This window comes from Serpentinicella alkaliphila (genome assembly GCF_018141405.1).
GTDB lineage: Bacteria > Bacillota > Clostridia > Peptostreptococcales > Natronincolaceae > Serpentinicella > Serpentinicella alkaliphila.
Window position 1 is genome coordinate 2519635 of sequence record NZ_CP058648.1, and the last position, 14081, is coordinate 2533715.

Below are 14081 nucleotides of genomic sequence, written 5' to 3' on the forward strand. Positions count from 1 at the left end.
GTTTTTTGATTTTGTTACGGGTATTACATTAGGAACTATCGGAGGGGTTTTGTTACTACAGAAGTAAAAGGTAATTATGTACTTATTAGTGCTATAGTTATTGCTCACTAGTGCTTTTGACAGGAATAATAACACTAAAAAGCGTAACTGCAATAAAGTTAATTGCGGGGGAACCGGTAATATTAGTTCAAAATGGTAAAATTCTAGAGAAAAATATGATTAAACTTAGATATAATCAGGATGACTTAATGATGCAGCTAAGGGGAAAAGATATATTTGATATGAATGAAGTAGATTATCCGATACTAGAGCCCCATGGAAAATTAAGTGTATTAAATAAGAGTGAAAATCTTAATGTAACTTTAAAAGATTTAAACATTAGACCAAGAAAAAAAGGTATTTCTACTGAACTAATTAGAGATGGTAGAATACAAGAGGATAACCTTAAAGCTCCAAACTTAAGTAACGAGTGGCTATTTAATGAATTAATAGATAAAGGAGTCGGCAATGTAAAAGTTGTATTTCTAGCAACTATAACAGGTAATGGTGAGCTATATATTGACCAAAAAAATGATAAATTAAAGGATGTTCAGAAGGCAGAAGAGGATGACTCAATAATTAAATAATATATAATTGTAATTTTAAACCTAGTAAATTATTAAGTGACTAGGTTTTTATTTTGTATCTCAAAATAGGTTGCTTATAAATAATATAGTATAATAAAAAGGAAGTTTATTTTCTGTTTATTAATACTAATTTGTACACTACAGGAGGATTTATGAGGAAACGTACTACTTCACTTTTTGTTATTGTAATTATTATAAGTTTAATATATATAAGCAATGAGCTTTCTCATTCAAGAAAATTTCAATTCTTTGGGGGACTTGTGACAAATATAAATACAGATTTAAAGGTTGTAGCCTTAACTTTTGACGATGGTCCTGGACCAAACACGAATGAAGTATTAGAAATTATGAGAAATCATGATGTTAAAGGGACTTTTTATTTAAGTGGTTATGAGATAGAAAGAAATATATTTGATGCTAAGAAAATTGTTAATGATGGACATGAAATAGGTAATCACACATATTCTCATAAGAGAATGATTTTTAAATCACCATCATTTATTAAGTATGAATTAGAGAAAACAGATGAATTAATACGTAATATCGAGTATGGGGGAGATATCTCATTTAGACCCCCAAATGGCAGACGGCTAATATTACTCCCATATATTTTATCAAAGCAAAATAGATCTACGGTTTTATGGAATATAGAACCAGAATCGTATGCAGAAGTTGCAACTGATGCTGATAAAATAGTTGATTATGTAGTTAAAAACATAGAGCCAGGCTCAATAATACTATTACATGTAATGTATGAAAGTAGAAGACAATCATTAAATGCTGTTGAAGGAATTATTTCATCTTTAAAAGAAGAGGGATATAGTTTTCTAACTGTTACTGAGCTTTTAGAACAAAAAATAATTAAAAAGCTATATTTATTTTAGTTAATTTAATATCCTTAAAGGAGTAATATACCATAATGTAGAAATAGTACTTAGAATATATTATACAGGAGTGAGCGAAGCGAAAGGAATGTGAATTATTATGAGAAAAGTAACAGCCTTTTATTGTATAATTGTTGGCATTTCTATGTTATCCATGTGGATCATGCTATTTGTTACAGGGGCAATTCCGGAACTGGAAACAGAGCCTATGAGGATTATTATGCATATGCTTGCTGAGTTTGTGACAGCTATACTTTTAATATCTAGTGGTTTTGGTTTATTAAAGCAAAGAAGTTGGGGGTATAACTGCTATCTCATATCTACTGGAGCACTAATATATACTCTTATACAAAGTCCAGGATACTATATGGAGTTAGAAGAGCTTCCATTTGTAATTATGTTTGTAATCCTATTTATAATCACATTTACATTACTAATAATCTCCCTAAGTAAAAGGAAGGAATACTCTCGTAAAAATTATTATTTATAGCTATAGGAGGATAACTTTGAAATTTAAAAAAATATCTGTATATTTTTTAATTATATGCCTTTTAGTTCTTAACACATCATCTATTTTTGCAATAGAAAAAATAGAACAGTTAAAGTTGGATTATGCTCAGAAATATAGAGACAATATACCCAAAGAATGGGGCGAAAACGTAACAGGAGTTAGAAATAGAATTGATACTGACAAGAAAATAATTGCTTTGACCTTCGATGCCTGTGGACAAGGGGGCTTAAGCAATGGCTATGATAAAGAACTAATTGATTTTTTAGTAAGTGAGGAAATACCAGCCACCTTATTTATTAGTAGTAGGTGGATAGATATAAATAAGGAAATCTTAGTGGACCTATCTGCTAACCCATTATTTACTATAGAGAACCATGGATTTAGACATAAACCCCTTTCTCTAAATGGTAATAGTGCTTATGGTGTAAAGGGTACAAGTAGCATTGAGGAAGTAGTTGAAGAAATATATTTAAATACGATAAAAATAGAAGAGTTAACTGGACGTAGACCTAAATATTTTAGGTCAGGAACAACATATTATGATGACGTTGCTGTAATGATTGCTAATGACCTAGGACAAGAAGTAATTAACTACAATGTATTAGGGGATGCAGGGGCAACCTTTAGGAAAGAACAAATAGTAAAATCCGCTATTACGGCTACACCTGGATCTATTTTTCTATATCATATGAATAGACCTGAAAGTCAAGTTTATGAAGGTGTTAAAGAGGCAATTACAATTCTTCGTGAAAAAGGGTATGAATTTGTTAAATTGGAAGACTTTCATGACCAATTAGGGCCAAGAACAATGGAAGAGCTACGAAGGGATACTATTAAAGATTTATTACAGGATAGAATCAATGAATTCAGGTTAAAAAAGTATAAGATATTTAAAAATCTACTTTTAAAGTTAAAAGGAGTAATAGATGAATAAAAAGATTATTTATATAAGTTCATTAGTTGCTTGCATCGTATTATTTTATGTGGAGCAGGCGCTAGTGGTTAATTACTTAATAAAAACATTAGTTAAAATTTTTCTATTCACTTTAATTCCTTATTTATATATTCGATTTATTGACAAGAAAAGTATAAAGGAAAGTATTAATTTAAATAGGCTTGATATAAGCAATATAAGACTTGGACTAGTTTTTGGTATAGCATCCTTTGCTATTGTACTAATATCTTATGCTTTATTCAAAGATTTTTTAGATATAAATAGTATAATTAATGAACTTCAAGCAAAATCACAAATAACCCCGGGCAACTTCTTTTTAGTTGGATTATATATAATTCTAGGCAACTCGTTTTTAGAGGAATTCTTCTTTAGAGGTTTTATATTTTTGAATTTATATAAATTAGATAATAAATTGTATGCATATATTTACTCGTCTGCACTCTTTGCCGTATATCACGTTGGAATATTTAAAACATGGTTTAATATATGGTTAATTGGATTAGCTTTACTAGGACTAATTGTTATTGGACTAATATTTAATTGGTTAAATACAAAGTCAAATAATTTCTTAAATTCCTGGTTAGTTCATATATTTGCTGATATTGCAATTATTATTATTGGTTTTAGAATGTTTGGTATTATATAAACATTTATAAAATCCATTGCTAATCGAAGAGCTTGTCTACATAATTCAATTATGGTTAACACTATTTTTTATAACAAGGAGTAACTAATATGGATTACTATGAGTTAAATAGTTTATTGAGAGAATATAGATTAATATATAATATAGCTATAGGTGTTTTACTATTAGTGCAATGTCTATCTACAGGAATAACAAAACGCAATCAGAAAAATTTTATTTCAGACAACAGTTTCTTTGATATAGTATTAAAAAGCTGTGGACTATACATAGTCATTTTTGAAGGTATTATAAGGTTTGACTCTGATAATCCAAATATTTTATTAGTAAAACTAGGTATTTTCCTTTTATTGATTTCAGTAATCATACATATTTATAGAAGTAGAAGATACCAAGTATACAATATTATAGATAATGAGTTAGATATTATAATAAAGGATGTTTTAAAAAAAAATAAAATAAATTTTAAGCAGGATGACGATAAACATATATATGAACTAGACTTAGAGGGATTTAAGAAACCAAAAATTAAGATTAACCAAAGAGGCGTATTCAAGGAATGGTACGAATTAAAATTTATAAAATATAGGGAAATAGATACCTTCGATGGATTAATTGATGATATAAGGGATAGGGTTAATACCCAAACTAAGCCAAGTAAATATAGAGGAGTTTCAGAGTTATTAGCATCTGTATTTATAGTTTCTTTAATAGTTTTCATGTCAAAATTATGATCTGTATTTTATTTATGAAACTTTAAATAAATTAAGGGGGTATAAATATGTTAAAGATTATTGGAGGTATATTATCTGTAATTGTCATTGGTTTAGGAGGGTATAGTATTTTTACAAAGGACTATCAGTTTATGACTTACCTTATGTTTTTTCTAGGCTCTTCCTTAGTTATCTCAGCCCTTTTAGAGTTTAAAAAGAATAAAAAATCTGCAAGAGGGTATTTTAATATTGGACTATCGGTAATAGTATTTGTATTATTTCTGCAGAAGATTTTTACAAACTAGAACAAGAACTAAAAAGAAATTTAATGTTATACATAGTATTTACATAAATAGAGGAATAAATAATATGCTTGATTTAGCATTTATTTATTCCTTCTTTTTTAGACTTTAATCGGAAGGAATATGTAATATATAAAGGTTATTAAATAAATCTTAAGAAATTCGTAAGAATTATGATAATAGAAATTTAAAAAGTATGTGTTATTATAGCTATATGAGATATCTCGAAAGTATGTAGGAGGTCTAATAAATGTATAATATACTCGTTGTCGACGACGAAAAAGAAATAACTGATGCAATTGAAATATATTTAAAAAACCAAGGGTATTCAGTATATAAAGCATATGACGGAGAAGAGGCTTTAAGGATCTTTGAAAAGGAAGAAATACATTTAATATTAATAGACGTAATGATGCCAAAGCTTGATGGTACAAGTGCTACTATTAAGATTAGAGAAAAAAGCACTGTTCCAATAATTATACTGTCAGCTAAGTCTGAGGACGTAGACAAAGTATGGGGCCTGAACGTGGGGGCAGATGACTATATTACAAAGCCCTTTAACCCAATGGAGTTGTTAGCTAGAGTAAATTCAAATCTTAGGAGATATACTAGTTATTCAAATCCAAAAGAGATGAAGGAAAATATAATTAAAATTGGTGGTATTGAATTAAGGGATGATAGTAAAGATGTATTAGTAGATGGGGAAAGTATAAAGCTTACTCCTATAGAGTATAAAATACTCTATTTGATGATGAGTAATCCTAATAGAGTGTTTTCTATTGAAGAAATCTATGAAAAGGTATGGAAGGAACCAGCGTATAATCCTGATACGGTTACGGTTCATATTAGAAGAATCCGTGAAAAAATTGAAATAAATCCGAAAGAACCAAAATATTTGAAGGTGGTGTGGGGTATTGGATATAAATTCGAACAATAATAATGTAGGAATTGATTCAAGCGAGGAAAATAGCATAATAGCACATGAAAGCTCTATAGAATATATTGAAAAAGATGAAAATAATTCATTAGAGGGATCCTCAAATAATAATAAGAAAAGATTTATGCCATATACATTGATAACTATTGTGTTGCTATTTATTTATTCATTTATTTCAGTTAGTATTTATTTGCCATTGAAGGAGGCATATTTGCCTCATGAAGAAAATATAGAAAAATATTTCAATAACAGTAGCTTTGTACACACTTTAGGTAGACATACTAAATATTTATATCAGTCTAAAATTCTAAAGGAAGATTGGTATGAATCAAGATTTGAAAAAGTAGATAGTATAAAGTTTTATGTACCGAGTACAGGTACTAATCAAGAGCTAAGTAATATAAAAAACATTGATAATACAATTCTTCAACGGGAAATTGATAATAGTCTTTACTATGTAACAATTAAAGTACTAGATAATGGTATTATTGAAACAGAAGGTTCATTAGATATTAATCAAAGTGCTTTTTTAGGTGGGTTAGTTTTTTCTAATCAAGAAGACTTAAATAAATTTACAGGTTTAGAAATAACTTATATTGTTCCTAGAAATTTTGCTAGTTATAGTGATATATTTACAAATGGATTTAAAGAATTAAATATAGAGAGTTATTTAATTCTTATACTAGTAATCGGTGGAATTAGTATTCTTTTACTATTAATAATTGCCTTTTCTATTCCATATATACACCAACAAAAATCAATTATTTGTAGGCTATACAACAAACTATTTCTTGAATTTAAGATTTTACTTTGGGCTGCACTGTTCGCTGGATTTGGTGCTTTAGTCTTTGGTTTAATTAATGTTAATCACTACTACTATGGATTACTAAATATTGTGGAAATGGTTTATGATGTCAACAGATACTTTTATCTCTTAGGTATTTCAATAACTTTCTTAATATATATGTTCGTTTATTTAAATGTTGTATATATAAAAAACATTTACCATTTAGGTTTTAAAGAGGGTTTTGTTAGAAATAGTATTATTGGAAGACTGTCTGGTAGAATTATTAGATTTGTATGTAATAAAGTAAGTAATATAAAAAAATCCGTTAGAAGACTTTTAGAGTTAGATATATCAAAAGATCCAAATAAGAAAATTATAATAATTCTGATTACCAATATTGTAGTCTTATGGTTTGTTGCTCTGGGTGGATGGTTTATGATTTTAGTAGCCATCGCCTATAGCATATTCCTATTCAAATATTTCGTATCCTTTATGTATAGCTTAAAGGATATACATGATGCAAGCTGTCAGTTGGCTGTAGGAGATTTTAATATTTCACTGGAAGAAGAAATGGGGTTACTAAGTCCAATAGCTAAAAACCTAAATAATATAAAAGAGGGGTTTCAATTAGCAATAAATAAAGAAATTAAAAGCGAAAGAATGAAGGCAGAGCTTATATCTAATGTGTCCCATGACTTAAAAACTCCATTAACTTCTATAATTACGTATGTTGACTTGCTTCAAAAGCCAAACTTAAGTGTAGAGACACAAGCTGAATATGTGCAAGTACTAGAAAAGAAGTCAAAAAGATTAAAGTTATTAATTGAGGATTTATTTGAGGCTAGTAAAGCTAGTAGCGGTAATATTGATTTATATTTAGAGAAAATAGATGTTATATCTTTATTTAGACAAACTCTCGGGGAACTTGAAGAAAGAATTAAAGAAAGCACATTAATTTTTAAAACAAACCTTCCTGACAATAAAGTTATGTGCCTGCTTGATGGAAAGAGGACCTATAGAATTTTTGAAAATATTATGAATAACATATTTAAGTATTCAATGGAATACTCCAGAGTTTATATAGATGTACAAGAGAGTATCCATGAAGTAGCCATAACATTTAAAAATATATCATCATATGAAATGAATTTTGATAATATTGAGATTACTGAAAGATTTGCAAGAGGAGATAAATCAAGAACTACAGAAGGCTCAGGCCTAGGGTTATCAATTGCTAAAAATCTAGTGCAGCTACAAAAGGGAGAATTAAATATTGCTATAGATGGGGATTTATTTAAACTTACAATAAAGTTTCCTAAATCAATATAGCTTGCTGTTAAGTTCTTTTATAGAAGGGTATAGGTACTATACGACTTACCCTTCTTTTTTAATTTTAGAAATAAGATTAAGGAACAAAAGTGATATTTTTAATGTCTAATTGAGTAATAAATTAATGGGGGAATAAATATGAGTAAGAGAATTCTAATAGTCATATATATTTTAAGTACATTAATCCTATTTACAGGATGCTCAAAAGCTATACAAAAGGGAAATGTCTTTAGTGAGGCTGATGCTATAGCTTTAGTATTAAAAGATTTTCCGCAATTTCCAGACAGGGTAGGGGAAGTAAATAGTACTGAAGTCATAACCGGTGGACTATATCCTGGGTTATGTGTTAAAGTTGACTTTATTACAGAAGTTATAAAGCAAGAGAATAACAAATTCACCGTGAAGCTAATAAAAGAATGGAATTTTGAAATAAATGGACTTAGACCAGTAAGTTATTGGACATATGAAGTAGAGCCACATTATATGGTTCTTGTAGATACCTATGACATGGATTACTTTGTTCCATTAGCTAAATAACATTTATTTTCCGATATATGCAAACATATAGTAATAATAAAGCACCCTAGGTTATGATAGAATTAATGAGGTACATAATTTACTAGGGGGGATAATTTGAATAATAACAGAAACCTTATAATTGCTGTTACTGTATGTTTAATTGTTAATATTGCAACTTTTATTGCATTAAGTAGTATTAATAGCCAAATGGTAAGCATAAATAATAGCAATAGAAATTTTATGAATAGAATCTTATCAGAAGTTACAGACCTACATACAGGCATTTATAATATGCAGGAAGAAAATAAATGGGTTTTAACTAATATGATTATACCAAATACAGAAAAATCTACTATTGAGGATATATTTGTTGATTTAGAGTTCAGCCTTCGTGAAATTGAAAAAACAGCTCTTGTTAGTGTATTGTATAAAGCTGATATACATAACAAGTGGACCGAAGTATCTGCTATAAATTTAGGTGGTAATTCATTTAAGGCTCAGATGAAATTAGAAAATGAAAAAAGCTATCAATATCAAATTGTATCAAATGGAAGTGTGAATAAATCGAGTGATATTTATCCCATTTCAAAAAGTATAACATCCCCAAGTCCTTTAGTACTTGTTAAAAGTGGCTTATCTCGTGGTCCAAGGGGAGAAAACAGTATATGGTTTGCATTTACTCAGTATAATCCTGTATTTGAATTTCATAAAGTAAAAAGCGCTATTGCAAATGTTTATATTAATGATTCATTTAATAAAGTTATAGATATTAATGCTTTCAACTTAAAGAAGTATGATCCATATTATGATGAGTCATCTATTGATCTTATTGGATTTGAGGCAGATCTAGATTCCAACTATACCAAAATAATTATTCGTGTCGAATATATAGATGGGTCTATACATGAGGGAGAAATATATCCAGAAGAAAAGTTTATGTATAAGTACTACTAGGGGAAACAAAAGGAGGGAATTGCAGTGGAGAATAAACATAAGGCTATACTTTTTATTGTTGTTGGAAGTCTATTTCTAAATCTAATTATGTTTTTCAGAATAAATTCTATGAAACAAGAGCTTCATAATGTAAATAATACAAATAGTAATAATCTATATATGCTAGAGTCTAGATTGAATAATTTAACAATGGCAATCTCAAATTTGCAAGAAGAGAATAAATGGGTAGCCTCTTCAATAATAAATGCGAATCATGAAAAATCGCAGCCAGGACAAATACATCTAGATATAGATTTTTCTTTAAGAGAAATTGAAAATGGTGCACAACTAAAAGTAGTTTATAAAACTGAAAAGGAAGAGGAATGGTCTGAAGTAAATGCAGTTAATATAGGTGGAAATACTTTTAGGGCGCCTATATTTCTTGATAAAAAAGAAACGTACCACTATCTAATTGTCTCAAGAGGAAATATAAATAGAAGTAGTGATACAATGATTATACCTTCAAACTATTATATACCAAATCCACTAGAGGTTATAAGTAGAAGTACCACTTCTGGAGCCAAAGGTGCTGAGTCCATTGAATATCATTTAGCACAATATGATCCAATATTTGATTTTCATAAAATTAAAAAAGCAGAGGCTAAGATATATATAGATAATAATCTAGAAAATGTTATAGAAATAAAGCCATTAGATTTTACCAATGATAGAAATTCTGATCCTTATATTTCTGAAGTATTTAAAGAGGTAGTAGGATTTAAGACGGATTTGGTATTAAATAATACTATTATTAGAATTACAGTTGAATATTTTGATGGTTCGATTTATGAAGGAATATTGTATCCTGATTATATGTTTACACTTAAGCCTGTAAATTAAAAATATATAGTAGTAATTTATTAAGTTAATCAAAAGAGAGAGTGAATGTAATTATAAAATATAATTTATTCTACTCTCTCTTTTATGAATAAAGTCTCCTTAAGATATATGTATTAACCTTTGTTAGATAAGAGATGCTTTGCAAATAGCTTTGAATTTTTAATTTTATCATCCGTAATAAAATTAGATGAGTAACCTAAATCCCTTTCCGCAAGCATACCAGCATATTTTAGTTGGGAATGCTTACAGTATCTTTTCATACCTTCCTCAAATAGATCAGCACCATTTTCTGGCCTATAGCCACAAGTAGCTATAATAGCTAATTTTTTATTCTATAGGAAATTATAAAATTAAAAATCTGTGGATAACATATGGTATGATTGAGATATGAATAGAAAAAAGATAACAGTTAAAGAGATATTGGTAGATAGATATGAGGACTTTAAAAACACATACTGGTCTAGAGTTCCTAAGGTTATGAGAGAACATATAGATGATCTAGTAAATAAGGCTATAAATTGTAGCGATGTTAAAAATGGATATGCCGAATATATATGTGAGGATTGTTTTAGTGTAACGAAAGTACCATTTACATGTAAAAGCAAGTTTTGCAATAAATGCGGAAGAGTATATACACTAAAATGGGCTGAAAAGCAGCAACAGAACATGTTAAGGGTAGGGCATAGACATAGTGTATTTACAATGCCTAAGGAACTGAGAAACTTCTTTTATGCAAGGAGAGAATTATTAAAAGAATTGCAGGATGCAGTATACAACGTAATTTCATATTGGTATAAAAATAATAGGAAATGTGATTATGAAGTAGGTATAATATTTGTAGTGCACACCTTTGGAAGAGATTTGAAATGGAACCCACATATACATGCATTAGTAACAGAGGGAGCAATAGATAGAAATAATAATTGGTGGAAGAGTGTTGAATATATACCATATCCATTTTTGAAGAAAGCATGGCAGAAGGTGCTACTAGAAATAATTAAGAAATATTTTAATAGTTATGAAACCAGGCAGCTAATAAGTGAGATGTATAAAAGATATCCAAATGGGTTTTATGTTAATGCAAAGAGAAAACTGAATGATACAAGACAAGCAGTAAAGTACATAGGAAGATATCTTGCTAGAGCAGCTATAGCAGAATATAGAATAGAGGAATATGATGGAGAAAAGGTTACGTTTTGGTATGAAGATCATAACGATGGAAAAAAAGTAAAGATAACTATGGATGTGTTAGAATTTATAGGAAAAATAACACAACATATAGTACCTAAAGGATTCAAGACAGTAAGAAGATATGGACTGTATTCAAGGAGAAGAAATAAGATATCCAAGGATATAGTGCATCTATATAATTTTATGAAGGAAAAGTCTATAGAAAAATTGCTTAGGGATAAGAGAAAAAGTTTTGAAAAGAAAAAGACCTGGAAAGAGAGGATTATAGAGAATTTCGGAAGAAATCCACTTTTATGTGTAAAATGTACCACTGAAAAAATTTTATGGAGAATATGGCATAAAGACTATGGGGTGATATATGATATAAGAGAATCTAGGGATATGGAGGAAATATTATATGAGCCCATTAGTAGAGCGCCATTACAAAGAAAAGTTGTACAAATATCATTGTTTGAAGTGTAAGTATTTGGAGTGGATTCCCGCAGATATTGTGGATGAGTTTGCAGATTTGGATACCTACTGTGACGAAGAGTACGACGAAGAACAAAATAAAAATAGAAAAGGTATGCCGATTATGGTATGCCCTAATTGTAATGAGGATTTTTATTATTTTGGTGAACAAAAAGAAGAAAAACACTCATACCTAGAAGAAGATGATGAGTGTATTCCTTTTTAAACACAGTCCCCGTCAGGGGATTTTTTTATTACTCCAAAGAGAAGGTCCTTTTTTCTCACCATAAAATTTATTCATTCCATATACTAAGCGATCCAACATGGATTTCATAGGTGGTGTGCAATACCAGGAATAGATAGGTGTAGCTAAAACAATGACATCACTGGCCAGTACTTTATCAAAAATTTTCTGCATATCATCAGAGTATTGACATCCAAAAATTGTCCAGTCTTTTTGACAGTTTCGACAGGCAGTACAAGGCTCTATTTGCTTGTCCTGAAGCCAGATTAAATCATACTGTATGTTGTTAATTGTAAGTTCTTCAATAAAGGGTTTTAGCAATTCAATTGTATTTCCATTTTTACGAGGGCTCCCCATAAGAATACAAAACTTCATCCTATAACCTCCTATATCATTAAAGTTAAAAAACTATTCATACATACTTTTCTATAAAATATTATGAAAACCCTTTAAGTTATTAAGTATAAGATTAATATTATAGAATTAGTATTTATATCCATTGTCTGCCTTTTGAATATATAGATTTCATAAAATCAATACTAGTTATAAATAGAATAAATATAAAGGTGGCTCTGGCATGAGGAAAACATATTTTATATTACCAATAGTTTTGATATGTTTAATAAACCTTTTCACAATAAATAGTTATGGACAGACTGTAGAACAATTGCGAAGTGAAATGGTGAACAAATATAGAAATCAGATTCCACAGGAATGGAGTGAAAATGCTACGGGTGTTAAAAATAGAATAGCTACAAATGAAAAAATTATTGCTTTAACCTTTGACGCTTGTGGTCAGGGTGGATTTAGTGATGGGTACGATAAAAAACTTATAGATTTTTTAATTAGAGAGAATATACCTGCAACTCTTTTTATAAGTGGTAACTGGATTGATAAAAACCCTACTATATTTCAGGAGTTGTCAAAAAATTCTCTTTTCGAAATAGAAAATCACGGTACTCTTCATAAACCACTATCTGTAAATGGAAAATCAGCTTATGGCATAAAGGGAACAACAAATGTTACAGAAGTAGTTAATGAAATATTGTTGAATGAAAGAAAAATCCAAAATGTTATAGGCAAAAAACCTAAATATTTTCGTTCTGGAACTACCTTTTACGACGAAGTTGCAGTAAAAATTGCTAATGATTTAGGATATGAAATAATAAACTATAATGTACTTGGGGATGCAGGGGCAACATTTAATAAGCAACAAATAATAAATTCTGCTATGAATTCAACACCAGGCTCTATAATCCTATATCATATGAATAGACCTGAAAGTGATATAGCTGACGGCCTTATTGAAGTACTACCTCGTTTAAGAAATTTAGGGTATCGGTTCGTAAAGCTTGAAGAATACCATAACCAATTAGCACCTAGAACAATATTACCCTCTAACTATATTTATTATAATGTTGTAAGTGGGGATAGTCTGTGGGAAATAAGCAATAAATTTGGAACGACAGTTCAGGATGTTCAAAAATTTAATAATCTAAAAACAAATAGTCTTTATGTAAATCAGCTTTTAATCCTTCCAATAACTGACCCAGATAGACTTACACCTCCAATAGAAGTGAGTCATAGTGTAGTACGAGGGGACAGTCTATGGAGTATAAGTAATAGATATAAATCTAGTTTATCAAGTATTTACAGAAGAAATAATTTAAATGAAAAATCTATTTTGCAAATTGGTCAAAGGATTATAGTTCCTGTAGAAATAACTCATACTGTTGTTAGTGGTGATACGCTGTGGCATATTGGTTTAAGATATGGAGTTAGTCTTCAAGAGATATATGATAGAAATAATTTAAGTCAAAGCTCTATGATTGTTGTAGGGCAAAGAATAGTAATTCCATCAATAAAAATGCATTATTAAATAAAACATGGTTAAGCCATGTTTTTATTTATATTTATGAAGGAGAGATAATTTATTAATAGAATAATATATTAAACTATATTTTAAAAAGGGAGAAACTATACTTATTATCGGGCATATTACTTATAGCAGCCTTTACATGGATATACCTAATGAACCCTGCTGCTGACTTAAAGAAATTGATATTATACAAGTAAATATTTATTCTAATAGTCAATATACTTTATGGGATTTAGGGTTTAACAAAGGGGATCTTAAAGAAACTGATTTTACAGAAG

At 29.1% G+C, this 14081-nt stretch carries 17 protein-coding genes; 15 read left to right on the plus strand and 2 right to left on the minus strand.

The features are described from left to right. The first annotated feature begins 116 nt into the window (after positions 1 to 116). The 12 genes from HZR23_RS12795 (at position 117) to HZR23_RS12850 (ending at position 10039) form a co-directional block, all read left to right on the plus strand. Complete coding sequence (locus HZR23_RS12795; RefSeq protein WP_207667940.1) at positions 117 to 626, plus strand: DUF421 domain-containing protein; 510 nt, start codon at positions 117 to 119, stop codon at positions 624 to 626. A gap of 152 nt (positions 627 to 778) precedes the next feature. Next, the gene (locus HZR23_RS12800; RefSeq protein WP_132849680.1) at positions 779 to 1510 is read left to right on the plus strand and encodes a polysaccharide deacetylase family protein; all 732 of its coding nucleotides are present in this window, start codon (positions 779 to 781) and stop codon (positions 1508 to 1510) included. A gap of 100 nt (positions 1511 to 1610) precedes the next feature. Then, positions 1611 to 2000 (plus strand): hypothetical protein, encoded by a 390-nt coding sequence (locus HZR23_RS12805; RefSeq protein WP_132849679.1) that lies wholly within the window; start codon positions 1611 to 1613, stop codon positions 1998 to 2000. A gap of 16 nt (positions 2001 to 2016) precedes the next feature. Beyond that, positions 2017 to 2955, plus strand: coding sequence for a polysaccharide deacetylase family protein (locus HZR23_RS12810; RefSeq protein WP_132849678.1), 939 nt, complete (start codon positions 2017 to 2019; stop codon positions 2953 to 2955). Beyond that, the gene (locus tag HZR23_RS12815; RefSeq protein WP_132849677.1) at positions 2948 to 3622 is read left to right on the plus strand and encodes a CPBP family intramembrane glutamic endopeptidase; all 675 of its coding nucleotides are present in this window, start codon (positions 2948 to 2950) and stop codon (positions 3620 to 3622) included. Before HZR23_RS12810 ends, HZR23_RS12815 begins: the two co-directional genes overlap by 8 nt. 89 nt (positions 3623 to 3711) lie before the next feature. Continuing rightward, positions 3712 to 4353: a hypothetical protein gene (locus HZR23_RS12820; protein WP_132849676.1), complete on the plus strand. Its 642-nt coding sequence runs from the start codon at positions 3712 to 3714 to the stop codon at positions 4351 to 4353. A 47-nt stretch (positions 4354 to 4400) separates the two neighbouring features. Next, on the plus strand, positions 4401 to 4637 hold the full coding sequence (locus HZR23_RS12825; protein ID WP_132849675.1) for a hypothetical protein: 237 nt from the start codon (positions 4401 to 4403) through the stop codon (positions 4635 to 4637). 247 nt (positions 4638 to 4884) lie between these two features. After that, positions 4885 to 5571, plus strand: coding sequence for a response regulator transcription factor (locus HZR23_RS12830; RefSeq protein ID WP_132849674.1), 687 nt, complete (start codon positions 4885 to 4887; stop codon positions 5569 to 5571). Next, positions 5549 to 7687, plus strand: coding sequence for a sensor histidine kinase (locus HZR23_RS12835; protein ID WP_243098294.1), 2139 nt, complete (start codon positions 5549 to 5551; stop codon positions 7685 to 7687). The genes HZR23_RS12830 and HZR23_RS12835 overlap by 23 nt, the downstream gene beginning before the upstream one ends. Before the next feature lie 138 nt (positions 7688 to 7825). Next, positions 7826 to 8224 (plus strand): hypothetical protein, encoded by a 399-nt coding sequence (locus HZR23_RS12840; protein ID WP_132849673.1) that lies wholly within the window; start codon positions 7826 to 7828, stop codon positions 8222 to 8224. A gap of 96 nt (positions 8225 to 8320) precedes the next feature. Next, positions 8321 to 9160, plus strand: a complete 840-nt coding sequence (locus HZR23_RS12845) for a hypothetical protein (protein WP_132849672.1) — start codon at positions 8321 to 8323, stop codon at positions 9158 to 9160. 24 nt (positions 9161 to 9184) lie between these two features. Continuing rightward, positions 9185 to 10039: a hypothetical protein gene (locus HZR23_RS12850; RefSeq protein WP_132849671.1), complete on the plus strand. Its 855-nt coding sequence runs from the start codon at positions 9185 to 9187 to the stop codon at positions 10037 to 10039. A gap of 113 nt (positions 10040 to 10152) precedes the next feature. On the opposite strand, the gene HZR23_RS12855 is transcribed toward HZR23_RS12850, so the two are convergent. After that, positions 10153 to 10299 (minus strand): hypothetical protein, encoded by a 147-nt coding sequence (locus tag HZR23_RS12855; protein ID WP_330571502.1) that lies wholly within the window; start codon positions 10297 to 10299, stop codon positions 10153 to 10155. A 127-nt stretch (positions 10300 to 10426) separates the two neighbouring features. Here HZR23_RS12855 and HZR23_RS12860 point away from each other — a divergent pair, with 127 nt between their 5' ends. Both HZR23_RS12860 and HZR23_RS12865 read left to right on the plus strand, forming a co-directional pair. Beyond that, the gene (locus tag HZR23_RS12860; protein ID WP_213050265.1) at positions 10427 to 11692 is read left to right on the plus strand and encodes an IS91 family transposase; all 1266 of its coding nucleotides are present in this window, start codon (positions 10427 to 10429) and stop codon (positions 11690 to 11692) included. A gap of 4 nt (positions 11693 to 11696) precedes the next feature. Beyond that, a complete protein-coding gene (locus HZR23_RS12865; protein WP_213050266.1) occupies positions 11697 to 11906 on the plus strand; it encodes a hypothetical protein in 210 nt (69 codons plus the stop codon). A 12-nt stretch (positions 11907 to 11918) separates the two neighbouring features. Here the strand turns inward: HZR23_RS12865 and HZR23_RS12870 are convergent, their stop codons facing one another. Next, positions 11919 to 12299 carry a flavodoxin family protein gene (locus tag HZR23_RS12870; protein WP_330571507.1) on the minus strand — a complete coding sequence of 127 codons (381 nt, stop codon included), beginning with the start codon at positions 12297 to 12299 and terminating at the stop codon, positions 11919 to 11921. 202 nt (positions 12300 to 12501) lie between these two features. On the opposite strand from HZR23_RS12870, the gene HZR23_RS12875 reads away from it, so the two are divergent. Continuing rightward, entirely contained in the window at positions 12502 to 13803 is a 1302-nt protein-coding gene (locus HZR23_RS12875) for a LysM peptidoglycan-binding domain-containing protein (RefSeq protein WP_132849782.1), read from the plus strand. The last annotated feature ends 278 nt before the right edge of the window (positions 13804 to 14081 follow it).